Genomic DNA, 23,769 nt, shown 5'->3' with positions numbered 1-23,769 from the left:
TCCAGTCCCGTGAATGTCAGCTTTGGATTTTATCCAATTGGCCCTGCCCATCTGCGGCCAAGGCCCGATGTTTTATCAGGCCCCGATGGCCAGACGTTCGTCCGGGTTTTGCTGTTGCTGCGGGTCACGCAGAACATATCCCCGGCCCCAGACGGTTTCGATGTAGTTGTCGCCGCCTGTCGCATTCGCCAGCTTCTTGCGCAGCTTACAGATGAACACATCGATGATCTTCAGTTCCGGTTCATCCATGCCGCCATAAAGATGGTTCAGGAACATCTCTTTCGTCAGCGTCGTGCCCTTGCGCAGGCTAAGTAGTTCTAACATCTGGTATTCTTTGCCGGTCAGATGCACCGTCTTGCCATCGACATCAACGGTTTTGGCATCCAGATTTACCGAAATCTGCCCAGTTTTGATCACCGATTGCGAATGCCCTTTCGACCGACGGATGATCGCGTGAATACGCGCAATCAGTTCTTCGCGGTGGAACGGCTTGGTCAGATAATCATCTGCACCGGACCCGAAACCCTTGATCTTGTTATCCGTGTCATCAGCACCGGTCAGGATCAGGATCGGCGTTTCAACCCGTGCCAGGCGCAACTGGCGCAGCACCTCGTGGCCGTTCATATCGGGCAGGTTCAGATCCAACAGGATCAGGTCATAGTCATAAAGCTTCGCAAGATCGATCCCCTCTTCCCCCAGATCTGTCGCATAGACATTCAGGTTGGCGTGGGTCAGCATCATTTCGATGCTTTTTGACGTTGCTGGATCGTCCTCAACCAATAGCACTCGCATAATCGTTACATCTCCGCTGATTGCATTCACAGTCTGCACACTGGCCTAACAATGGTTAACGGCAAGTTACCGTTGCGGATTAATTAACATTAACAACCTATAGTTGTCGATATTTTTGTAACGCTGTGGCCTTCAACGCCGCGACACCATGATCGGCCACCGCCGCGCACCAGGAATTGAATTCCTCTTCCGACAGGTCATAGCGATCCAATGCTTCTTCCTTGCTGAGCAATCCATGTGCCACCGCGCGCACCACAATCGCCTTGCGCGATGCGACCCAACGTCTGATATTCTGCGCTGGCAGATCAGCGCGCGTCATGATACTGCCATCCGGCAGCATTACCGACCGTGGACCATCAACTTTCTTGACATACATCCCATTCACCCCTTCGTTGTTTTGACAGGGGCAGGTATGGCGTCAGGGGATTAACACGGGGTGAAACGCACCCTTGTGAGTACTTAAGATTTTTCTATATTTTGCCGAAAATGCAGGAGCATCGGATGGCACTGGACAACGACACGAAACTGAATTCCCTGGGCTTTGCCAAAAGCCCGGCGGACACGCGTGTCGTCGTGGCCATGTCGGGCGGCGTCGACAGTTCCGTCGTGGCCGCGCAACTGGCCGAGGAAGGCTATGACGTGGTGGGCGTCACCCTGCAGCTTTATGACCACGGTGCGGCCCTGGCCAAGAAAGGCGCGTGCTGTGCGGGCCGTGACATTCACGACGCCCGCCGCGTGGCCGAGGAAATGGGCTTTCCCCACTATGTGCTGGATTATGAAAACACCTTCAAGGAAGCCGTCATCGACGAATTCGCCGACAGCTATCTGGCGGGCGCGACGCCTGTTCCTTGCATACGTTGTAATGAGCGGGTGAAATTCAAGGACCTGTTGGAAACGGCCAAGGATCTGGACGCCGACTGTATGGCGACGGGTCACTATATTCAGCGCAAGCTGGGCGCGGCGGGATCTGAACTGCACCGCGCTACTGACACCGCGCGCGATCAAAGCTATTTCCTGTTCTCAACCACGCCGGAACAGCTGGACTATCTGCGCTTTCCCCTGGGCCACCTGCCGTCCAAGGACGCAACCCGCGCCCTGGCCAGCCGCTATGGCCTAAGCGTTGCGGATAAACCCGACAGTCAGGACATCTGCTTTGTGCCCAACGGCAACTATGCCAGCGTGATCGAAAAACTGCGCCCCGGTGCGGCCGAACCTGGTGAGATCGTCGATGTGGACGGTAACGTACTGGGCACTCATACTGGCGTGATCCACTACACCATCGGGCAACGCCGGGGCTTGGGCATCGGCGGCCTGGCCGATCCGCTTTATGTGGTGAAACTTGATGTCGACACCCGCCGTGTGATCGTTGGGCCAAAAGACATGCTGGCCACGCGCACCATCCCCGTGCGCGAAATCAACTGGCTGGGCGACGGTGCCTTTGATGCGGCCGATGAACATCACGTGTCGGTCAAGGTCCGCTCAACCCGCCCCGCGCGCGAGGCGATCATCAGACCGAAGTCCCCGACCGAGGCCGAGGTCGAACTGCTGACCCCCGAAGAAGGCGTATCGCCCGGCCAGGCCTGCGTCTTCTACGAAACGGGCGGCACCCGCATCCTGGGCGGCGGCTGGATCTGGCGCGGATACTGAGACTGCGCAGTCCCGGACTTGATCCAGGACCTCTTATTCAGAGCCTGGAAGTTAGTAAAAATGTAACTGCAACCGTAACCAACTACCCCGCCCGGTGTGAAACACCGGGCAGCGCCCGACCGCCCCCGTCACGCCAAAGGCGTGCTTCCAGCACGACGGCGGGCGCTTCACGCCCACCCGCGGACGGCCGCTGCCCTAAGTTCTTCATGTTCATATTACAAATCTTCAAAAGAATGCTGTTAGGCTATTTAACCTAGTACCAATCCATGCGTCATTTCCACGCCCGACACTGGCAAAAGCGGCGCGGGCTTCCATATTCACCTTATGATCAAACTTCTACTGCCCATTCTGCTTGCTATCGGTTACGGCCTGCTTATGTACCGCCTGTCCGTCTGGCGGACCAAGCGTCAGCTGGACGCGAATTCAACCGAACTGGCCGACCCGATCCTGAACCAGCTGACCCGTCAGATGGCCGGTGCGCTGGATTTGCCGCGCATTCGCGTCTTTATCTATGAAATTGAACCCGTGAACGGATTGGCAGCCCCCGATGGGCGTATCTTCATCACACGCGGGTTTTACCAGAAGTACCGCAACGGAGAGGTCACGGCAGACGAACTGGCCAGTGTCATTGCCCATGAACTGGGTCATGTCGCCCTGGGCCACAGCCGCCGCCGGATGATCGATTTTTCCGGCCAGAATGCCCTGCGCATGGTGCTGATGATGATTGTCGGTCGCTTTATCCCGTTCATCGGCATCTGGATCGCCAATATCCTGACCAGCCTTGTCGCCGCCCGCATGTCCCGCAGTGACGAATACGAAGCCGACGCCTATGCCACTGCTTTGCTGATCAAAAGCGGCATCGGGGCCGGACCGCAAAAATCGCTGTTCACCAAGCTTGAGCGGTTGACGAAAACCAATGCGGGCGCCGTCCCGGCCTGGTTGCTCAGCCATCCCAAGGCCCAGGAACGCATCGCAGCCATCGAAACGCTGGAACGCAAATGGGGGCAAGCGCTGCGGGGGGCTTAAACCTGATTATCAACAATAGTGCGGCAGAAGCCTGAGGGCAGCGCCGGCCCGAGGGTGGCGCAATCGCGCCGCCCTGGGGGGCGGGTCGGCGCGGCCCGGTGGTGCCCACCGGGCGGGATCATAAGTCAGCTGACTTGTTTTTCAGGCGAGTAGCCAATGACGAGGTCCCGGATCAAGTCCGGGACTGCGCAGAATCCAAAAAATCCTAACGACCTTGCGCGTTATACCGCCCCTGAGCCCGATCCAGCATCTGCCAGGCCAGGTCGAAATCCGGGCGCACCCATTCGGTCTGGTCCGTCGCTGCGATCACTACCCATCCCTTGCGATCAGGCTTCATCGCGCGAAAATCAAAGATCCGCCCGGCCGATCCGCCAAGATGGTGATCGACCGAATAAAACGCCGTGGCATAGCGCAAATGGCGGTGATGATCGAAAACGCCAACTGGCTGCGACGCGACATAGCTGACAGTGACCTGGCGCGGCGTGCGCAACTGCCCGGCTTCAACAAAGCGAAAGCCATTGGGCTGTTTTTCAATGTTAAATCCCTCGGGCACCGGGACAATCAGGCCATTTTGATGGACAACGATCTGATTGGTCAGTTCGTCCTCTTTGCAGGCCGCCAGAAAAACCGTTAGCAGAATGAAAAACACCACACGCATGGGGTGAAGATATCAGTTTTCCAGCGCTTTGCCCAGTCTTGGCAGTCGCGCTTTCTTCATCAGCTTTCGCAGCGGCCAATCCTGCCCCGACAGTCGTTCTGCAGTTTGGCGAACCTCTTCGACAACCTGTTTTACCGCCGTTGGGTGGTCATCCCACAGCCCGCGCAGAAATTGATCGGGGTCCAGGCGCCGCAATCCTTCCTCGGCCAGCAGGTGCCTGGGGAAGTCCTTGGCGTTCATCGTGATGATCACGTCACAGGACCCTGTCACAGCCGCCGCCAGCACATGAACATCGGCCGCGTCAGGCAGCCATAGGCGTGTCTCAAGCCCCGGGGCCGCAGGGATTTCCGCCTGTAGCCAATTGGCGCGTAGGGTGGCAATTTCACCCCGCGCGATGACCTCTTGCGCCGGATCATGGCGTGCTGCGGCCCGCGCCCATTCTTCCAGTATACGCGCCGACCAGCGCGGCTCATAAAGCCCTTTGGCCGCCACACCCAACAGCACCTCACGCATCACAGTGGGATAAAGCACGTTGGCGTCCAGCAACGCCCTCATGGCAACAGCCGGAAAAACAGCGCCTTCAGATAGCCGCTTTCGGCCAGTTGTGGCATCAGCGGATGGTCCGGCCCGGCAAAGCCCGTGTGGATCAACTGCCCCTGCCGCCCTGCCCGGCCGATGCCGCGGGTGCAGGCCTTGCGGAACAGACCCAGTTCGGCGGCATGGGAACACGAGCACAAACCCAGATATCCCCCCGGCGCGACCAGGGGTGCGGCCAGCCGCGCGACCCGTTCATAGGCGCGCAGACCCGCATCCAACGCCTGTTTCGACGGCGCAAAGGCGGGCGGGTCGCAGATCACAACGTCAAATTCCGCCCCTTCACCCTTTAATGCGGCCAACACATCAAAGGCATCACCTTTCCGCGTGCTGAACCGCCCCGCAACACCACTTTCCACCGCGCCCCGTTCCGCCAACGCCAACGCATTGGCCGACCCGTCCACGGCCATGGCGCTGTCCGCCCCGCCCGCCAAAGCAGCCAAGGAAAAGCCGCCCACATGGCTGAACACATCCAGCACCCGCGCGCCCTGGCCCAGACGCGCCGTAAAGGCGTGGTTCGGGCGCTGGTCAAAGAACAGACCCGTTTTCTGCCCGCCCATCAGGTCAGCCATATAAGTCGCGCCATTCATCGGCACCGGGATCGGTTCAGCGGGTGCATCGCCCTGTAGAACGGTGATTTCTTCGGCCAGCCCTTCCAGCGTTCGCGTCCGGCCAGTGCCATTCTTGATCACTGTGCTGACCCCCGTGACATCCGTCAAAGCCTGCGTCATCGGGTCCAACAGATGTTCCGCCCAGGCGGCGTTGGGCTGCACCACGGCGATATCGCCAAAGCGGTCGATCACCACACCGGGCAGCCCGTCAGCCTCGGCATGAACCAGACGATAGAACGGCGCATCATAAAAGCGCTCGCGCAACGCCAAAGCGCGGGTCAGGCGCACACGGAACCAATCCGCATCAATCCGCGCGTCCAGATCCCGGTCCAGCATCCGCGCGATCAGAGTAGACTGCGGGTTCACCGCCACGACCCCCAAAGGCCGCCGGTCGGCATCCTGCAGCTCGGCAATCGTGCCCGCCGCCAAGCCCTTGGTCCGCCGATCCGTCACCAGTTCGCTGGCATAAACCCAAGGGAAGCCATGCCGAATAGCCTGCGCTTTCGCCTTGGGCCGCAACCGAACGATGGGACGTGTCTGATCTGTCATGGCCGCGATGCTTAGGGGGTTTTGGGGGTGAGATAAATAGATAGTTGCCATCCAAGAACCCGGCCGCATGGGCGGCGCGGCCCTCTGATCATGATTGACAGAAATCACCTTTCAAAAAGCCAATCGCTAAAATAAACCAAAACCTATGAAACACACCCTACTCATCCTCGCCCTAACCCTGCCCTTCACACCAGCACTGGCCGAGCCACTGGACACCTTCCGCGACTGTGATGTCTGTCCTGAGATGATTGAACTGCCTGTGGGCGACTTTATCATGGGGGCGCCTGAGGACGAGTTTCGCCGCAATCTTGTTTGGCGCGATGGCGCGCATCATCGCGCAACGGCCGAACACCCGTTCGTGAAAACTGATGAAGGCCCGCAGCACAAAGTCACCGTTGATAACCCTATTGCCATGGGCCGTAATGAGGTAACTTATGACGAATGGATGGCCTGTGTGAATGATGGTGGATGTGGTGGCTATGTTCCACGTTCATCTGTGCCAATAGACCGTCATGGTAGAAAATATGATGCAACGGGAAACAATTCTGTTTTGTTCATATCTTACGATGATGCGCTGAGTTACATTGACTGGCTGAACGATAAAACCGGCTCAGATGCCTACAGGCTGCCAACCGAAGCAGAATGGGAGTATGCCGCCCGCGCCGGAACAACGACACGTTTCGCGCAAGGGGATGAGATCACATCGCAACAAGCCAATTTCCATGGTGGAATATCAGAAATTGTATTGATTGAGAAACGCCCCGATTTTTTGTCACGTAATCACCCTGTACCAGTAGATACTCTGGATGCCGCAAATCCATGGGGGCTGCGGCATATGTCAGGCAATGCCCGCGAGCTAACACTGTCTTGCTACACCGAAACCTATGTAGGCTGGTCGACAACAAGTCAGTGGTTGGAAAACAGCGATGAAGATAACTGCATGCGTGTTGTGCGGGGCGCCAGCTATGGTGATGCGATTGATCTTTTGCGTGTTGCTTGGCGCTCTCAACATGGCGCAAGTGAAAGGTTGTCCACCCAAGGCTTCCGTGTCGTCAAAGACCTCCGCCCCGAAAACTGATCTGCGCTGTTTTTACCCCTGTAACTCCGCCGCCAGATGTCTTAAGTTAGCGCTATCAGCCATCTATATATACCGGAGAGCCCATGCCTCTGAACCCCACCGTCGCCGCCGTCACTGACCGCATCATCGACCGCAGCAAAGACACCCGCGCGCAGTATCTGGACCGGATGCGCCGCGCGGCCGAAGACGGGCCGCGGCGGGCGCATCTGAGTTGCGGCAATCAGGCCCACGCCTATGCCGCGATGGGCGACGATAAAGACAGCCTGGCCGGATCGCCTGCGCCCAACCTTGGGATCGTAACCGCCTATAACGACATGCTGTCCGCGCATCAGCCGTTTGAACGCTTCCCCGATCTGATCCGCGCCGCCGCCCGCACCGCAGGGGGCACCGCGCAGGTTGCAGGCGGCGTGCCTGCGATGTGTGATGGCGTGACGCAAGGCCAGGTGGGCATGGAGCTGAGCCTGTTTTCCCGCGACGTCATCGCGCTGGCCGCCGGGGTCGCGCTGTCGCACAACACCTTCGATTCAGCCGTCTATCTGGGCGTCTGCGACAAGATCGTACCAGGTCTGGTCATCGCCGCCGCGACCTTCGGTTATATTCCGGGGCTGTTCATCCCCGCCGGCCCCATGGTCAGCGGTCTGCCGAACGATGAAAAGGCCAAGGTCCGCCAGCAGTTCGCCGCGGGCGAAGTGGGCCGCGACAAGCTGATGGAGGCCGAGATGGCCAGCTATCACGCCCCCGGCACCTGCACGTTCTACGGCACGGCGAACTCGAACCAGATGCTGATGGAATTCATGGGGCTTCACCTGCCCGGCGCGTCTTTTGTGAACCCCAACACACCCCTGCGCGATGCCCTGACCACCGCAGCCACCGAACGCGCGCTGCAGATCACCGCCCTTGGCAACGATTACCGCCCGGTGTCCGACATTCTGGACGAAAAGGCCTTTGTGAACGGGATCATCGGGCTGATGGCCACGGGCGGGTCCACCAATCTGGTGATCCACCTGCCCGCTATGGCCAAGGCTGCAGGCGTGCTGCTGGACCTTCAGGATTTTGCCGATCTGTCCGATGTCGTGCCGCTTATGGCAAAGATCTATCCCAACGGGCTGGCCGATGTGAACCATTTCCACGCAGCGGGGGGGCTGGGCTATATGATTGGTGAGTTGCTGGAGGGCGGCTTGCTGCACCCCGACACGAAAACCGTCGCAGGCGAAGGGCTGGCCGATTACACGCAGGAACCCAAAGTGCACGACGGTGGCGTGGTCTGGCAGGCCGGTGCCGGCGAAACGCTGAACGACAAGATCCTGCGCCCCGCGTCTGACCCGTTCCAGAAAACCGGCGGGCTGAAGCAATTGCACGGCAATCTGGGCTTGGGCATGATGAAGGTCTCGGCCGTGGCCCCCGAACGCCATGTAATCGAAGCCAAGGCGCGGGTGTTTGACACGCAAGGTGCCGTGAAAGACGCCTTCAAGGCGGGCGAATTCACCGAAGACACCGTCGTCGTTGTCCGGTTTCAGGGGCCAAGTGCGAATGGAATGCCCGAGCTGCACAGTCTGACCCCCACGCTGTCGGTGCTGCTGGACCGCGGGCTGAAAGTGGCGCTGGTCACCGACGGGCGCATGTCTGGCGCGTCGGGCAAGGTGCCCTCGGCCATCCATGTCAGCCCCGAGGCCGCGAAAGGCGGGTTGCTGTCCAAGCTGAAAGATGGCGATCTGATCCGCGTTGATGCCATTGCGGGAACTTTGGATGTGCTGACACCGGGTGTGGAAGACCGCGCGCCTGCCACACCCGATCTGTCCGGCAACGGTCACGGCGTCGGACGTGAGCTTTTCGAGGTCTTCCGCCAGAACGTCGGTCTGGCCAGCCACGGCGCGGGCGTAGTGGTGTAAGGAGAGGCCGATGATCACCCCGCAAGACGCAAGCAAACGCACGAAACAGATCTGCGCCATGGCACCGGTGATCCCGGTGCTGGTGATCGACGATATCAGCCATGCCCGCCCCCTGGCTGAAGCCCTGGTCGCGGGGGGGTTGCCGGTGCTTGAGGTCACTCTGCGCACGCCCGCGGCGTTAGAGGCGATCCGCGAAATGGCGCAGGTTCAGGGCGGAATTGTCGGGGCGGGAACGCTGCTGACACCCGCCGATATCACAGCCGCGAAAGAGGCCGGCGCGACTTTTGGCGTTTCGCCCGGTGCGACGGACAAGCTGCTGGATGCATGCGAAGAGGCCGACCTGCCCCTTCTGCCCGGTGCCGCCACGGCGACCGAGGCCATGCGCCTACTGGAACGCGGTTATTCGATGCAGAAATTCTTCCCCGCCGAAGCCTCGGGCGGCATCCCTGCCCTGAAAGCCATCGGCGCGCCAATCCCGCAGGTTACGTTTTGCCCCACGGGCGGCGTCACGCCGCAGAACGCGCCAGATTACCTTGCCCTCAGCAACACGATTTGCGTGGGCGGCAGTTGGGTAGCCCCCAAGGATAAACTGATCGCAGGGGACTGGTCCGGCATTCAAGACTTGGCCCAAACAGCATCACAGCTTTAAAGGTTTTGCGCCGCGCTTCGCGCGTCGCGGTGCCTCCGGCGGGAGTATTTATGGAACAATAATGATGGAGCATCTCATTATTGTTCCCAAAATACTCTGGGGGAGCGCCGTCAGGCGCGGGGGCAACGCCCCCAATCGCACGAAGTGCCAGAAGAAACGCGCGCCTCAGGCGCGCTCCGTTTGAAAAGGGCTAACCGCTGCTTTCGGCTTTCTTTTCCCACTTGCCCCTTTCCTGGGACCAGTATTGCGCGGAACACCCCGCGTCGGTCAGACTTTTCCACTGACCCCGCGCATGACCCACGGCGGCTTCGTCATTTCCGTCAAATAGAATGCAAACACGCTCCAGCCGCTGCACCTCATCGACCGACACCTGACCGCCGTCCACCGTCATCAGACAGCGCGCGCCATTTGGCATATCGTCCCCTGACGTCAGCAGCACGGGCTGATCGACATCAAACGCGCCGCCCGCCAACCCATGGGGCATGAAGTCATTGGGGTCGCGCGTCCACAGAACACTGTCCAGCATCTGCAGCCGCGCCTTATGCGGGCCGCGCACCACCACGCGCCAGCCCGCCCCAAGGGCCTTGCCCAGAAGCATGGGCAGCGTCACCTCAAGCGGTTGGCGCGTCAGGTGATAGAACAGGACGTTGCCCATCAGCCTTCGTAGCTATCCGCAATCATCCGGTCCAGCGCGCGTACGCCCCAGCCTGTCGACCCCTTGGGCGCGAAATCGGTGTCAGACTTCACACTGGCCACACCCGCGATATCCAGATGGATCCAGGGCGTGTCTTCCTTGATAAACCGCTGCAGGAACTGCGCCGCGGTTATCGACCCTGCCGACCGCCCGCCCACGTTCTTCATATCCGCAATCTGGCTTTTTAACTGCTTGTCATAGGCCGCACCCAAGGGCAGACGCCAGGCGCCCTCGCCTTCGGCCTGTGCCGCCTTCAGGAAGTTCTGACAGAAGTCATCGTCATTCGAAAACACCCCCGCATTTTCGTGCCCCAGACCGATGATGATCGCACCGGTCAGCGTGGCCAGATCAACGATCCCCGACGGCTTGAACCGGTCTTGCGTATACCACAGCACATCGGCCAGAACCAAACGCCCCTCGGCGTCAGTGTTGATGATCTCGACCGTGTCCCCCTTCATCGACCGGATCACATCACCCGGTCGTGTCGCTCGGCCCGAGGGCATGTTTTCCACAATCCCGACCAGCCCCACGATATTCGCCTTGGCCTTGCGCAGCGCAACGGCGCGCATCACTCCGGCCACGACACCGGCGCCGCCCATGTCCATGGTCATGTCTTCCATGCCGGCGGCCGGTTTCAGACTGATGCCACCGGTGTCAAACACAACGCCCTTGCCCACCAAGGCCAGGGGCGCTTCATCCCCGCCGCCGTTCCACTGCATCACGACGACCTTCGACGGGCTTTCACTGCCGTGTCCCACACTCAGAAGCGTCCGCATGCCCAGCTTTTCCAGCTCGGGTTCCTCAAGCACCTCAACCTTCAGACCCAGGTCCTTCATCGCGGCAAGACGATCTGCGAATTCGGTCGTGGTCAGCACATTCGCGGGTTCCATCGTCAGATCGCGAGTAAAGAATACACCCTCGACCACATGCAGCAGCGGTGCAGCCTGGGCACTGACCTCATCGGGTTTCGACACCATGACCTCAACATCGCCAAAGGGCTTTTCGTCGTCAGTCTTGTGGTCGTCAAACCGATAGGCCCGCAGCGCGATACCCAAAGCTACGTGGGCGGCATTCTTCAGCGTACCCGCCAACACGAACAACGCACCTTCGCCGTGGGCCTTGCCGATAGCCGCCCCCGCCTTGCGCGCGTCGCCCACACTAGCGCGGCGATCCAGCCGAACCACTTGAACCGCATCCGCCGCAAGCCCCGCGGGGAAGGCCAGATCGCGGGCCTCGGCCGTTTTCATCTTGGTAAATTTCTCGCTGCCCACAAAGCGTTCCAACGCGCCCTTGGTCAGCCGGTTCACCCGGCGGGCGGCCTGATCCAGCTTGCCGTCTTCGCCCACAAAGACAACCACACGCCCCGTCAGATCGGCGATGCGGTCAATATCGGTTTCGCTAAAGGTGACGTTCACTGGCTGGGTCATGGGGGCCTCTTTCCTGAAATGATTTGGCAATAGGTAGCCTTTCGTCACGGCATTTGCCAGATTGCAGTTTCACCTTGTCACAGGATGGTCTAATCTGCGCCGAGGATTAGACGACCAAGGATCATAATTTGTCGCGATTTGACAGATATATGCTGTCACAGCTTCTGGTGTTATTCGGCTTTTTCGCTTTGATCCTTGTATTGATCTACTGGGTCAACCGCGCAGTGGTGCTGTTTGACACGCTGATTGCAGACGGGCATTCGGCGGGCGTCTTTCTGGAGTTCACGGCCCTGACGCTGCCCAATGTGATCCGCATCGTTTTGCCGGTGGCGGCTTTTGCCGCGTCCGTCTACGCAACAAACCGCCTGAGTTCGGAAAGTGAACTGGTGATCATGCAGGCCACCGGCTTTTCCAATTTTCGCCTGGCACGGCCCGCGCTTTATTTCGGGCTGTTCGTCGGTGTTCTGATGTCGATCCTGACCCATGTGCTGGTACCTGCCAGCATCACCCGTCTGGCCGAACGCACCAGCGAGATTTCTGAAAACATCACCGCGCGATTGCTGGTCGAAGGCACCTTTCTGCACCCTTCGGACGGGATCACCTTTTACATTCGTGAAATGACGCCTGCGGGTGAATTGCGCGGTGTCTTCCTGTCGGATGCCCGCGATGCCGACGAAACAGTGACCTATACCGCAAAATCAGCGCTGCTGGTCCGTACGGACAGCGGACCGCAACTGGTCATGTTCGATGGGCTGGCGCAGACCTTGCAAAACGGGGACCAGCGGCTGTTTACCACCAGTTTCAGCGATTTTGCCTATGACATCGGATCACTGATCGTGCCCGAGGCCCGCAAGCGGCTGTCGGTCGATGAATTGTCAACCTATGACCTGTTGTTTCCTTCCGAAGAAAACATGGCACAAACCCGCCGCGACGAGGGCAACTTCCTGCAAGAGGGGCACAACCGCATCACGCAGGCCTTGTTCTGTGTCGTTGCCTCGCTTCTGGGGTTCGCTGCGCTGCTGGTGGGCGGCTTCAGCCGGTTCGGGCTGACAAAGCAGATCGTACTGGCCATCACAGCGCTGATTTTCGTCAAACTGATCGAAAGTGCCGTGACGGCCCCGGTGCGCGATAACGCGCAGCTTTGGCCGCTGATGTATCTGCCGGCGGTCTTTGGCTTTGGGTTGTGCCTGTCGCTGCTGATCATCGCCAGCCGACCCCGGCTGTTCCGCAAAAGGGCTGCGGCATGATCCTGCATATTTACTTTGCCAAAAAATTCCTGCGGACGTTTTTCGTTATTCTGCTGATCTTTTTTGCGATGATGGGGCTGCTGGACTTTGTCGAACAGCTGCGCCGCTATCAGGGCGACGGGCTGACATTCGGGCAGATCTTTGAACTGACACTGCTGAACGTGCCCACGGCGCTGTATCGCATCCTGCCGCTGATCATGATCCTGGCCACGCTGACGCTGTTTCTGTCACTGGCCCGCAGCAGCGAAATGGTCGTCACGCGCGCATCAGGCCGGTCGGCGCTGCGGGCGCTTGTGGCGCCGGTGGTGGCGGCGTTTTTGCTGGGGGGGCTGGCGCTGGCGGCGTTCAATCCCATCGTCGCCGCCACGCAAAAGCAGTATGAGGTCAAATCGCAGCGCTATAGCGGCGAAGAGGAAAGCGTGCTGTCGGTCACATCCGAAGGGCTGTGGCTGCGTCAGGGCAACAGCGAAGGCCAGACGGTGATCCAGGCCGCCCGTGCCAATCTGGATGGCACGCGGCTGCACGATGTTACCTTTATCACCTTCCTGCCCGATGGCACCCCCACCCGCAGGCTTGAGGCGGAAGAGGCCGAGCTGACCAACGGCGCCTGGGATCTGGCGATCGTCAAGGAATGGCGGCTGGACGGTGCCGACAATCCTGAGGCGACATCAGCCCTTTACGAACGTCTGGACGTGGCCACCGACCTGACGCGCGACCGTATCCAGGACAGCTTCGGCACCCCCAGTGCGATCCCGATCTGGGAACTGCCGGGCTTTATCTCGGATCTGGAACGGGCCGGTTTTGCCGCGACAAACCACCGGATGTGGTTCCAGATGGAGCTGGCGATGCCGATGATGCTGATCGCCATGGTGCTGATTGGCGCAGGCTTTACCATGCGGCACACGCGGTTTGGCCGGACGGGCCTGATGGTGCTGCTGGCGGTGATGATGGGCTTTGGGCTTTATGTGATCCGCAACTTTGCCCAGATCATGGGCGAAAGCGGTCAGATCCCCGTTATGCTGGCCGCCTGGGCGCCGCCGATTGCAGGCATCTGCCTGTCGCTTGGCCTGATCTTCCATCTTGAGGACGGCTGATGCAGCGTCTGTTTTGCGCGTTTGTGATGCTTTGCATCGCCACATTGGCTGCCCCCGCGCAAGAGGCCGCGACATTGGTCGCCGATCGCGTCGCGCTTGAGGGGCAAAGCCGCCTGGTGGCCGAGGGCAATGTCGAAATCCTGCAGGGCACACAACGGCTGCAGGCCCAACGCGTAGTCTATGACCAGACGACTGAACAACTGACGATCGACGGCCCCATTCTGCTGACCGACGGCGATGGCACAACGATTGTCGCCGACAGCGCCGAACTGGACCAGGGCCTGCGCGATGGTATCCTGAACGGCGCGCGCATCGTGCTGGACCAGCAGTTGCAACTGGCCACCAACCAGATCCGCCGCGTCGACGGTCGCTATACCCAGATGCGCAAGGTCGTCGCGACCTCATGTCAGGTGTGCGACGAAAACGACACGCCGCTGTGGCAGATCCGTGCCCGCCGTGTGGTGCACGATGAAGAAGAGCGCGCACTTTATTTTGAAGACGCCAGCTTTCACGTGCTGGACCTGCCGATTTTCTATATTCCCAGGATGAGCCTGCCGGACCCGACCGTCCAGCGCCGGCGTGGGCTTCTGGCGCCCAGCTATCGCTCGACCACCGAACTGGGGTTCGGCGTCAAGGTACCCTATTTCATTCCTATCGGGGATCACCGTGATATCACCCTGACACCTTATATCGCACCGGGCACCCGCACGCTTGAGGCCCGCTATCGTCAGGCTTTCCGCAACGGCGATCTGGAAATCAACATGGCGGGGTCAAACGACGACATCCGGCGCGGCGAATTCCGGGGCTATATCTTTGCAGAAGGCGCCTTTCAGTTGCGCAATGATTATAAGCTGACGTTTGATCTAGAAAACACGACCGACGACGGCTATCTGCTGGAATATGGCTATTCGTCCAAAGACCGGCTGGACAGTGAAATCGCCCTGACCCGCACCCGGCGGGACGAAGATATCTATGCCGGTTTCACCCAGTTTCAGTCGCTGCGGGACGAAGAAAGCAATTCGACCCTGCCACCGCTACTGGCAGATGTCAGTTATCAGCGCCGGTTCGAACCGGCCCGCGTGGGCGGCATTCTGGACATGACGGCCGAGGTGCACAGCCACTATCGCTATTCCGACGAACAGGTCGAAGGGCTTGATCTGACCAACGCGCTGCTGTCGGCCCATTGGAACCGCAGCTGGACCTTCGGGCCCGGTCTGGTCGCGCGCACAGATCTGGCGGGTTTTGCCGATTATTATGTCATCGGCGACGATAACGTGAATTACGACAGTGACACCGTTTCGCGCTTTACCCCCTATGCGGCGACCGAACTGCGCTGGCCTCTGGCCCAGACCAGCACAAACGGTGTGCGCCACGTCATCGAACCCGTCGCCCAACTGGTCTGGAGCGATGACACAGGCAACGACGTCCCGAACGAAGACAGCACGCGCATCGAATTTGACGAAGGCAACTATCTGGCGCTGAACCGTTTTCCCGGCACCGATATCTATGAACGCGGGCTGCGGATGACGTTCGGGGCGACCTATACCCGTTATGATCCCGACAACTGGTCGCTGGCGCTGACCGTCGCGCGCAGCTATCGCGACGCCGATCTGGGACAGTTCACCGAAACCTCGGGGCTGGATGGTAGAGACAGTGACTGGTTGATCACCACATCGCTGGATTTTGGCGACAACCTGTCCCTGACCAATCGCGCCATTCTGGATGACGAACTGGTGTTCAACAAGAACGAAGCGCGGCTGGACTGGCAGTCAGAACGACTGGATGTCGGCAGCAGCTATATCTGGCTGTCCGAGGATTTTGCCGAGGACCGAGACGAATCGATCTCGGAATGGACCGTCGACAGTGCCTTTCGCATCAATCGCAACTGGTCGGGCACCGCCGAATGGCGCTATGATTTCGGCGTGGACCGGGCCGCACGGGCCGCGATGGGGCTGACCTGGGAAAATGAATGCGTCCGCGTGGGCTTTCGCGCGTCACGACGCTTTACCTCATCCGAAAGTGTTGACCCCTCGACCGACTTCGACTTGACTGTCGCCGTTTCTGGGTTCAGCACAGGCGGCAGAACACAACCGTCCAAGGCGCGCGCCTGCAGATAGACAACAAGGACCCTTTCGCCCATGCGGCTTATTCTTTCATCTTTTCTGATTTTAATCGGCCTTTTCTGCGCCACTCTGGCCACGGCGCAAAACCCCTTTGCCCCCGTCGTCCGCGTCAATGACCGCGTGATCACCCAGTTTGAGCTGACCCAACGCCTGCGGATGATGCGTGCCTTGCGCACCCCCGGCGCCAGTGAAGAACTGGCGTTGGATCTGCTGATCGAAGACCGTCTGCGTCAGGATGAACTGGCCCGTACCGGCATCACCCTGACCGACGAACAGATCCGCGAAGGGATGGAGGAATTCGCCGGGCGCGCCAATATGACCGCCGATCAGTTCATGGCCGCCCTGCGTCAGGAAGGCGTCGAACCCGAAACCTTTCGCGATTTTGTCAGTGTCGGGCTGGCCTGGCGCAACTATGTCGCCCTGCGTTTTGGCCCCCGCGCCCAGGTGACCGAGGAAGAGATCGACCGCCGCATCGCCCTGGCCGGAAACCGCGGTGGTCTGCGGGTGTTGCTGAGTGAGATTATCCTGCCCAACACCCCCGAATTTGCCGCCCGGACCCAGGCCAACTTGCGCCAGATCCAGCAGATCACCACCATTGGCGGGTTCAGCAATGCCGCAAGTCAGTTTTCCGTGGGTCCATCCCGCGAACGCGGCGGGCGGCTGGATTGGCTGCCGCTGTCAAACCTGCCGCCGCAACTGCGCCAGCTGATCCTGTCGCTGCAACCGGGTGAAATCAGCGAACCGATCCCGGTCCAGAACGCCCTGATCATCTTCCAGCTGCGCGCCGTCGAAGAAACCGAAGCGGAGGATGCAGGCGTTTCAGCCATGGATTACGCGATGTTCTTTATCCCCGGTGGCCGCACCGATGCCACACTGGCCGAAGCCGCCAGCATCCGGGGTCAGGCCGATACCTGTGATGATCTTTATGGGCTGGCGAAGAATTTGCCCGAGGACCGCCTGCAACGCGAAATTCAGACGCCAGATCAGATCCCCCAGGACATCGCGATTGAACTGGCCAGGCTGGATGCCAACGAAAGCTCGGTCGCATTGACGCGCGGTAACAATCTGATGCTGCTGATGCTGTGTGGTCGGACCCCCGATCTGGGTCAGGACATCGACCGAGAGGCCATTCGCCGTGCCCTGGTCAATGAACGTGTCGCCGCACTGGCCGACGGGTTTCTGGCCGATCTGCGCGCCGATGCGGTGATCGTCCGGCAATGAGCACCGCGCCCATTGCCCTGACCTGTGGCGAACCCGCGGGCATCGGGCTGGAAATCGCGGTCAAGGCATGGGGCCAGCTTGGCGCCCGCGTGCCGTTCTTTCTGATCGCTGACCCCGCACATCTGCCCCCCGGCACCGCGTTTCGCGAAATATCCGACCCGGGCCAGGCGCTGCATGTCTCGGCCAGCGCCCTGCCCGTTCTGCCCCATGCCTTTCCGGCGACGGCGGCGCCGGGCCAGCCCGACCAGGCCAATGCGGCTGCTGTGATCCAGGTGATCGCACGCGCCGTTGACCTGGTCCGCTCGGGGGCGGCCGCGGCGCTTTGCACGGGACCGATCCACAAAAAGGCGCTGAAGGATGGGGCCGATTTTGCCTATCCGGGGCATACCGAATATCTGGCCGCTTTGGCCGGTGTGGACCGCGTGGTGATGATGCTGGCCTGTGATGCGCTGCGCGTGGTGCCGACCACGATCCACATCCCGCTGGCTGACGTGCCCCAGGCCCTGACGCGCGATCTGCTGCACGACACGCTGATGATCACCCACCGCGCCCTGCGACAGGATTTCGGCATTGACACCCCCCGCCTGGCCGTGGCCGGGCTGAACCCCCACGCGGGCGAAGGCGGCGCCATGGGGCGCGAGGAAATCGACCTGATCGCCCCCGTCACCGACGCCCTGCGCGCCGAGGGGCTGGATATCACAGGCCCCCGGTCCGCCGACACAATGTTCCACGCCGCCGCCCGCGCGGGCTATGACGCAGCCATCGCAATGTACCACGACCAGGCCCTGATCCCCATCAAAACGCTTGATTTTTCCGGCGGCGTGAATGTGACGCTTGGGTTACCCTTCATCCGCACCTCGCCCGATCACGGCACAGCATTTGACATCGCCGGCCAGGGCACAGCCGACCCCACCAGCCTGATCCAGGCCCTGAAACTGGCCGACCAGATGTCAAAGGCGCGTGTTTAAACTGAGGGCAGCGACCGTCCGCGGGTGGGCGAGAAGCGCCCGCCCATGGGGGCGGTCGTGCCCACCGGGCGGGTAGGTTAAATCAGCGTTTAAGAACTCAAATCTGGTCTATCAAAACTCCCGACCTCAAAGGCGCATCAATCGCCTGTCACCTGTTCATACAGGCGGCTTTCGCGGCCAAGGGCGGCTTTGATCCAGCCGACGCCCACACCGATCGACCGCACACCTTTCAGCCCCTGATAGCTGCCCAGGATCGGGAACAACGCGACGCGTATCACGCCGGTCAGTGTCTTGAAGACAAAGTTGAAGACTGCCTTGCCCACATTCGCCTTGCCGTTCTTGCGATACGTCATGTGGTACTTTGCCATCGTCTGGTCCCGCGCACGGCGGAAACAATAGCCGATGGTCAGCCGCTGTGGCGGGATTTCTTCGCTGACGCGGGCATCCGCCACCCACCCAAGACGAAAGCCCGCAGCCGCAGCCCGGCGGGAAAAATCGGTATCGGATCCGCCCGTCAGCCGCAGGCCCTCATCAAAGCGCAGGCCGGTTTCGCGCACCTTGTCCAGACGGCACAGCCAGTTATTCGTGGCCAGATCAAGGCGCTGGTCCGACGCCCCCGGCCCGGATCTCTTCTGGGATCGGTCGCTGGCCATGCGTTGATTGTAGCGCCAGACGGCCTCTTGCACGCGGGTCAGGTTTTCTGCGGGCCGCCGCTGGTCCACCGGCCCGCCACACAGGTCAAACCCGCCATCCAACGCGCCCTGCAGCAGGCGGGCGATCCAGTCGGTGGCAGGTTCTTCGTCATCATCCAGAAACGCCAACCAGTCGCAACCATCATCCAAAGCAGCCTGCAGTGCGGCGTTGCGGGCAAAGGGGATGCCCTGTTCCGACTCCAGGATCGCGCGGGCCTGCCACCCGGTCCGGTCCTGAAACAAGGCGACACGATCCCCGATGGTCAGGCGCTGATCATTTTCGACAAAAATAAAGACCAACTGCGCATCACCGGGCACGGTCAGCCCGGCCAGCCCCTGCAACAGCTGATCAAACATCCGCGGCCGACCCCGTGTCGCGGCAGCAATGGCGATGCGGTCAGTCATACGGTTCGATCCGAAGTTGCAAAGGCCAAGCCATCACCCAACGGTCCGCCTCATATCTTGTAGTGCTTGCTTTGGCCACCGAACAAAGCCGTCATTGCACCTGCCGCCAGCGCCGCCTTGCGTATGGTTTTGATAAAATAGCGCGGGCCCTTTATCGGCACGGCAATCAAAGAAAGCACAGCTTCCAAAGACCTGCTGACCGAAATCTTGATCAACCGACCCCGACGTTTCGGGCTAAAATAATGCCTAAGTGTGGCATGGTCGCGTGAGCGTTTGTAAAAATACCGCAATGTCAGCCGGTGCGGCGGAATGGTTTCGGTCAACCAAGCATCCTGCACCCAGCCAATTCGGCCTCCCTGATCCCGCAAATCATTGCAGAACCTAAGATCCGAGCCACCAGACACTAGCAGTTCTGTACTAAACCGCAGATCATTTTCTTTTACAAATGACAGTCGACAACACCAGTTATTTGAATAAATCTTCATAAGGGCATCATCGCTTTCGTGTATCCTGTCGCGATATTCTTCGTGACGCTTCGCTAAGATTTCATTTGTGAAATCAAGCTGATGTTTTTGCCAGAAACTGAGTTCGTCAGTATAAGGCACCTGACGAATTGGACCACCTGCCAGATCAAGGTTATGGGCGTCCATGGCCCTGTAAATCTTGACCAGCCAGTCCTGATCAACAAATTCATCATCGTCGACGAAGGTCAGAAAATCACAGCCGTGCTCAAGTGCCAGTTCCAGCACTTTATTGCGCGCCAGGGGGATGGCTGGGGTCTGTTCCAGATCGTAGATTACCGGCGCGTCAACGCTTGTCTGAAACGCGTCAATCTGGGCGGTCAGTGTTTTGGCATCATCGTTTTCCACAATGATGAAAATCAGATTGGCGTCTGCCGGTCGCTGCATGGCGACATAGCTGTCCAACAGCTTTTTCAGCATATCAGCTCGGCGGCGCGTGATGGTGCCGATGGCGATTGTGGGGGGCGTCATAATCTGGAACCTTCTGTCTGCGCGGGTCTTAACCTATTGAAACACTTTGGGACCGGATGCAATGCACTTGGCAGAGCGGTAACCGATCCCCTAGGATACCATGAAACGATAGGAGAGCGCCTTGCCGTCCACACCAAGCTTTACCCTGGGGATTGAGGAAGAGTACCTGCTGGTTGATCGCGACAGCCTTGCGTTGGCCGAGGCGCCCGAGGGCTTGATGCAGGCCTGTCAGACGGAACTGCAGGATCAGGTCAGCCCCGAGTTCCTGCAATGTCAGATCGAAATCGGCACGAGGGTCTGCAAGGATATCTCTGACGCGCGCGAAGACTTGCGGCACCTGCGGGCCTGTGTGGCGCGGCAGGCGGCAAATTATAACCTGGCCCCCATCGCGGTGTCCTGCCACCCGTTTGAGGACTGGAAAGACCAGCATCACACCGACAAAGATCGCTATAACGCACTGGAAAAGGACCTGGGCGGCGTGGCCCGCCGCATGTTGATCTGCGGCATGCATGTGCATGTGGGGCTTGAGGATGACACGCTGCGCACGGACCTGATGCCTCAGCTGAGTTATTTTCTGCCGCATCTTCTGGCGCTGTCGGCCTCGTCCCCCTATTGGCAGGGCGAAGATACCGGGCTGGCGTCCTACCGGATCAGTGTGTTCGACAACCTGCCCCGCACCGGCCTGCCGCCGCGGTTTGAAAGCTGGTCCGATTATGAGGCCACGACCAATGTGCTGGTCGATCTGGGCCTGATTGAGGATACGACGAAAATCTGGTGGGACCTGCGCCCGTCGCACCGGTTCCCGACGCTGGAAACCCGGATCTGCGATGTCAGTCCGCGGATGGAGCATACTCTTTCTCTGGCGGCTCTGACCCAATCGTTGCTGCGGATGCTGTGGCGCATGAAAGAACAGAACCTGCGCTGGCGCGAATATGACCGCTTTCTGATCGCCGAAAACCGCTGGCGGGCGCAGCGATACGGGGTCAGCGAAGGTCTGATCGACTTTGGCCGCCGCCAGATCGTGCCCTTCATGACGCTGGTCGACGAACTGATCGAGCTGGTGCGTGAAGATGCCGAGGTCCTTGGCTGCCTGCCCGAGGTCGAGGCCTTGCGTGGGCTGGTCACCCACGGCACCAGCGCCGACCGCCAACGCCGCATCGCCCAAGATGCGGGCGACAATGCAACAAAGTCGATCGTGCAGCATCTGATTGAGGAATTTCACGTGGGTCTGTAATAGGGCACAGATCTGCACAACCTAGTATTTTCAAGAATGATGCATTTGAACAGTTTGAACACCGACGATCTTACAAAGGCCGAACGGGCTTGGGTGCAAAGGGCGATTAAGCATCGCAAGCAGATGATTGTACTAAAACTTGTCAGCATGGCGCTGACCCTGCTTTTATATGTCGGTGGACCCTCTGCCTATGCTGCGATTGCGTTCTTTTTTTGGGGCTCCGATTTTGAAGAGAGCCGTATAGTTGGGATAATGTTTACTATTACAGCAATTGTGACATGTCTTTATGGCATAGTTTTCGTCATTCGCAGAGAAGTTTCGTTGAGGGTAATGTTGTCTGAAGTGGAAAAGTCCCATGCCCGTGATCTGACCCGCGCCGACAAAGTTTCGGTTTCACTGAGCAATCATAGCGATAAGGAACTGAACTATCACCTGTCCATTAAGACCCCATTTCGGGCTGTTGGTCCTGTGCAGATCCCTTATCACTGGAGCAAGCTTATTCCCGAACATGGCGATAGTGCACAGGGTCGGATTGCCAGGATCTCGGCCTCGGGCCGGACTGTTCAGATTCAAAATCTAATCCGAAGTAGCGGGAGCGCCATACCAGTAACGAAGACCTATGAAACGTTTAGTGATCCTAAGTATATCCTGCTGTCATTTGGCCCGCTGAGCGTCAACCGGGAACACGATGCTGGTCTTGGCTTACCCCGATTTGACAGCCATGCACTTTCAAACATCTGCATCACGCTGCTGTTTTTCGGACTTGTGATGTTGTTTTTCGTGTGGGCCGCAATGGAAGATGATAGGCCACGGTTGGCCATTATTTTTCTGATGATCAGCGCGGCCTTAATCGCCCCCTTTGGGTTTCGATACCTGCGCCGCGGCATCCGACACCTGCGGCTGAGACGACTGTACAGGGATGATCTGCCATGACCACCCCATTGACGCAGGCCGAAACAGACTGGGTCCAGCGCGCCTTGTGTCACAGGCGGATGACGGTCTGGGTCAAGATTACAGGCATGATCCTGACGGTGTTCGTCTTTGTCTGGTGCACCTTGGGTATTTTGATGTGGATGGGGGTGGACGCCCTGCTGGATGGATTTCAACACGACCGTGATATCCTGCCGGTCAGCGTATCGCTTCTGGTTATTCTGACTGCAGCGGGGCTGTCTTATTTTGTCTATCACACTAATCGAACAGAGCTTCGGTTACTGGTGCGTGATCATCTGAAGGCACATGCCAATGAACTGAAATGCACTACGACCGAGGGGTACTTCGTCGATATAAGTGACGGTCAGACAAATTTTATGTTATCCTCAAGACCCGGCAGTATCCAAGGCCGGGTTGTGCAAATCCCTCTGCATTGGGCCCCGCTGATCCGACAGTGGCCGGACAAGCCGATATCCATCCGCCTGGCCCAGGTTACTGCCTATGGCCAGACTGTGAGGATTGCCAATATCGTCAAAGGGAAAGGGCCCAGCCGACCAACATTTGAAACCTTCCATGACCCCGACCTGATTGTTCTCGAAGCCGGTCCGTTAAGCGTCACGAAAGAGGTCGAGGCCGGGCTGGGCCTGCCCCGGTTCGACAGCCACGCCAATTGGATGATCTGGATTTCGGCGGCAATTATCGGGGCATTGGGCGCCTTTTCGGCCTGGGTGGTTTATGACAACGACGACATGACGCTGCAGACCTTGCATATTGCGTTGGGCATCAGCGCTGTGATGGCCGTGCCGCTGGTATTTAAGCTGCTTAGACGAGCGATCCGTATGACGCGGGTCAGGACGTTTTATCGGACCGTTTGAATGCCCTTTGCCCCGCATCACCTTTGGGTGGCAGGGTCTGAGGTCTGATCTGATAAGAAAGGTGGCGCCACCGTCTTGAGGGTTGGTTTAGCCAGAAAGGGGTCGCAAGCCCCCCACCTTTTGTCTCATGCATGATCTTTCAGGCGGCTTTATGTCTTGGGGTTCCAAGCCAAAACACAAGTTCTGGAAAACCATTTCTTTGTTCGACGTCGTGGAATGGGGTTGTAGGCGAGAGATGCTAGAGCAAGATGAGATCAGGTTGAAGCGTATCCTGAGTTGACAAGGTAATTCGCACATTCCTGCGGGGTGAAGCGGTCGAGCAGCTTACCGATCCTGCGCCATGTTGCCTCTATCGTGCGTTCGGCGGCGTCTCG

Annotated in this window: 23 protein-coding genes; 13 read left to right on the top strand and 10 right to left on the bottom strand. The window is 59.3% G+C overall.

From position 1 onward, the window contains the following. Positions 1-75: 75 nt before the first annotated feature. Both ctrA and sciP read right to left on the bottom strand, forming a co-directional pair. Complete coding sequence (gene ctrA, locus H7848_RS06120) at positions 76-792, bottom strand: response regulator transcription factor CtrA (protein WP_208349051.1); 717 nt, start codon at positions 790-792, stop codon at positions 76-78. Positions 793-889: 97 nt separating this feature from the next. Beyond that, positions 890-1,168, bottom strand: coding sequence for a CtrA inhibitor SciP (gene sciP / locus H7848_RS06115; protein WP_208349050.1), 279 nt, complete (start codon positions 1,166-1,168; stop codon positions 890-892). A gap of 125 nt (positions 1,169-1,293) precedes the next feature. On the opposite strand from sciP, the gene mnmA reads away from it, so the two are divergent. Continuing rightward, positions 1,294-2,439 carry a tRNA 2-thiouridine(34) synthase MnmA gene (mnmA, locus tag H7848_RS06110; protein ID WP_208349049.1) on the top strand — a complete coding sequence of 382 codons (1,146 nt, stop codon included), beginning with the start codon at positions 1,294-1,296 and terminating at the stop codon, positions 2,437-2,439. An 82-nt stretch (positions 2,440-2,521) separates the two neighbouring features. Here the strand turns inward: mnmA and H7848_RS20155 are convergent, their stop codons facing one another. Next, positions 2,522-2,653, bottom strand: a complete 132-nt coding sequence (locus H7848_RS20155) for a hypothetical protein (protein WP_272874383.1) — start codon at positions 2,651-2,653, stop codon at positions 2,522-2,524. Positions 2,654-2,766: 113 nt separating this feature from the next. Here H7848_RS20155 and H7848_RS06105 point away from each other — a divergent pair, with 113 nt between their 5' ends. Continuing rightward, positions 2,767-3,465 carry a M48 family metallopeptidase gene (locus tag H7848_RS06105; protein WP_473774352.1) on the top strand — a complete coding sequence of 233 codons (699 nt, stop codon included), beginning with the start codon at positions 2,767-2,769 and terminating at the stop codon, positions 3,463-3,465. A gap of 205 nt (positions 3,466-3,670) precedes the next feature. On the opposite strand, the gene H7848_RS06100 is transcribed toward H7848_RS06105, so the two are convergent. The 3 genes from H7848_RS06100 to H7848_RS06090 are packed head-to-tail and all read right to left on the bottom strand — an operon-like array spanning position 3,671 to position 5,877. Continuing rightward, complete coding sequence (locus tag H7848_RS06100; protein WP_208349047.1) at positions 3,671-4,123, bottom strand: Tsi3 family protein; 453 nt, start codon at positions 4,121-4,123, stop codon at positions 3,671-3,673. A 12-nt stretch (positions 4,124-4,135) separates the two neighbouring features. Beyond that, the gene (locus H7848_RS06095; protein ID WP_208349046.1) at positions 4,136-4,678 is read right to left on the bottom strand and encodes an RSP_2648 family PIN domain-containing protein; all 543 of its coding nucleotides are present in this window, start codon (positions 4,676-4,678) and stop codon (positions 4,136-4,138) included. Then, positions 4,675-5,877: an RSP_2647 family RNA methyltransferase gene (locus tag H7848_RS06090; protein WP_208349045.1), complete on the bottom strand. Its 1,203-nt coding sequence runs from the start codon at positions 5,875-5,877 to the stop codon at positions 4,675-4,677. The genes H7848_RS06095 and H7848_RS06090 overlap by 4 nt, the downstream gene beginning before the upstream one ends. 145 nt (positions 5,878-6,022) lie before the next feature. Here H7848_RS06090 and H7848_RS06085 point away from each other — a divergent pair, with 145 nt between their 5' ends. The 3 genes from H7848_RS06085 (at position 6,023) to H7848_RS06075 (ending at position 9,493) form a co-directional block, all read left to right on the top strand. Continuing rightward, positions 6,023-6,955: a formylglycine-generating enzyme family protein gene (locus tag H7848_RS06085; RefSeq protein WP_208349041.1), complete on the top strand. Its 933-nt coding sequence runs from the start codon at positions 6,023-6,025 to the stop codon at positions 6,953-6,955. A gap of 83 nt (positions 6,956-7,038) precedes the next feature. Next, a complete protein-coding gene (gene edd / locus H7848_RS06080) occupies positions 7,039-8,844 on the top strand; it encodes a phosphogluconate dehydratase (RefSeq protein WP_208349040.1) in 1,806 nt (601 codons plus the stop codon). A gap of 10 nt (positions 8,845-8,854) precedes the next feature. Then, positions 8,855-9,493 carry a bifunctional 4-hydroxy-2-oxoglutarate aldolase/2-dehydro-3-deoxy-phosphogluconate aldolase gene (locus tag H7848_RS06075; protein WP_208349039.1) on the top strand — a complete coding sequence of 213 codons (639 nt, stop codon included), beginning with the start codon at positions 8,855-8,857 and terminating at the stop codon, positions 9,491-9,493. Positions 9,494-9,683: 190 nt separating this feature from the next. Here H7848_RS06075 and H7848_RS06070 read toward each other — a convergent pair whose 3' ends face one another. After that, complete coding sequence (locus H7848_RS06070) at positions 9,684-10,148, bottom strand: DNA polymerase III subunit chi (protein WP_208349038.1); 465 nt, start codon at positions 10,146-10,148, stop codon at positions 9,684-9,686. Further along, complete coding sequence (locus tag H7848_RS06065; protein WP_208349035.1) at positions 10,148-11,614, bottom strand: leucyl aminopeptidase; 1,467 nt, start codon at positions 11,612-11,614, stop codon at positions 10,148-10,150. Before H7848_RS06065 ends, H7848_RS06070 begins: the two co-directional genes overlap by 1 nt. Before the next feature lie 128 nt (positions 11,615-11,742). Here H7848_RS06065 and lptF point away from each other — a divergent pair, with 128 nt between their 5' ends. Genes lptF through pdxA form a run of 5 tightly spaced genes read left to right on the top strand, consistent with a single transcriptional unit; the run spans position 11,743 to position 18,267 of the window. Then, positions 11,743-12,861, top strand: coding sequence for an LPS export ABC transporter permease LptF (gene lptF / locus H7848_RS06060; RefSeq protein ID WP_237072611.1), 1,119 nt, complete (start codon positions 11,743-11,745; stop codon positions 12,859-12,861). Beyond that, a complete protein-coding gene (lptG, locus tag H7848_RS06055) occupies positions 12,858-13,955 on the top strand; it encodes an LPS export ABC transporter permease LptG (protein WP_208349033.1) in 1,098 nt (365 codons plus the stop codon). Before lptF ends, lptG begins: the two co-directional genes overlap by 4 nt. Further along, the gene (locus tag H7848_RS06050; protein ID WP_208349032.1) at positions 13,955-16,072 is read left to right on the top strand and encodes an LPS-assembly protein LptD; all 2,118 of its coding nucleotides are present in this window, start codon (positions 13,955-13,957) and stop codon (positions 16,070-16,072) included. Before lptG ends, H7848_RS06050 begins: the two co-directional genes overlap by 1 nt. Positions 16,073-16,093: 21 nt before the next feature. Then, entirely contained in the window at positions 16,094-17,299 is a 1,206-nt protein-coding gene (locus H7848_RS06045; protein WP_208349031.1) for a peptidylprolyl isomerase, read from the top strand. Then, positions 17,296-18,267, top strand: a complete 972-nt coding sequence (gene pdxA, locus H7848_RS06040; RefSeq protein ID WP_208349030.1) for a 4-hydroxythreonine-4-phosphate dehydrogenase PdxA — start codon at positions 17,296-17,298, stop codon at positions 18,265-18,267. Before H7848_RS06045 ends, pdxA begins: the two co-directional genes overlap by 4 nt. Positions 18,268-18,404: 137 nt before the next feature. On the opposite strand, the gene H7848_RS06035 is transcribed toward pdxA, so the two are convergent. Then, positions 18,405-19,364, bottom strand: coding sequence for a glycosyltransferase family 2 protein (locus H7848_RS06035; protein ID WP_208349029.1), 960 nt, complete (start codon positions 19,362-19,364; stop codon positions 18,405-18,407). A 50-nt stretch (positions 19,365-19,414) separates the two neighbouring features. After that, positions 19,415-20,356, bottom strand: a complete 942-nt coding sequence (locus H7848_RS06030) for a glycosyltransferase family A protein (RefSeq protein ID WP_208349027.1) — start codon at positions 20,354-20,356, stop codon at positions 19,415-19,417. A 121-nt stretch (positions 20,357-20,477) separates the two neighbouring features. On the opposite strand from H7848_RS06030, the gene H7848_RS06025 reads away from it, so the two are divergent. From H7848_RS06025 to H7848_RS06015, 3 genes are read left to right on the top strand one after another with little or no spacing between them, the layout of a single operon-like run. Next, complete coding sequence (locus H7848_RS06025) at positions 20,478-21,590, top strand: carboxylate-amine ligase (protein ID WP_208349025.1); 1,113 nt, start codon at positions 20,478-20,480, stop codon at positions 21,588-21,590. A 45-nt stretch (positions 21,591-21,635) separates the two neighbouring features. Further along, positions 21,636-22,523 (top strand): hypothetical protein, encoded by an 888-nt coding sequence (locus H7848_RS06020; RefSeq protein WP_208349022.1) that lies wholly within the window; start codon positions 21,636-21,638, stop codon positions 22,521-22,523. Continuing rightward, positions 22,520-23,395: a hypothetical protein gene (locus tag H7848_RS06015; RefSeq protein ID WP_208349019.1), complete on the top strand. Its 876-nt coding sequence runs from the start codon at positions 22,520-22,522 to the stop codon at positions 23,393-23,395. Before H7848_RS06020 ends, H7848_RS06015 begins: the two co-directional genes overlap by 4 nt. Positions 23,396-23,769 lie beyond the last annotated feature (374 nt).

It is taken from the genome of Pseudaestuariivita rosea (genome assembly GCF_017592335.1).
Taxonomy (GTDB): domain Bacteria; phylum Pseudomonadota; class Alphaproteobacteria; order Rhodobacterales; family Rhodobacteraceae; genus Parasulfitobacter; species Parasulfitobacter rosea.
Note: the sequence above shows the minus strand (reverse complement) of the source record. Positions and strands in the feature narration are given on the sequence as shown.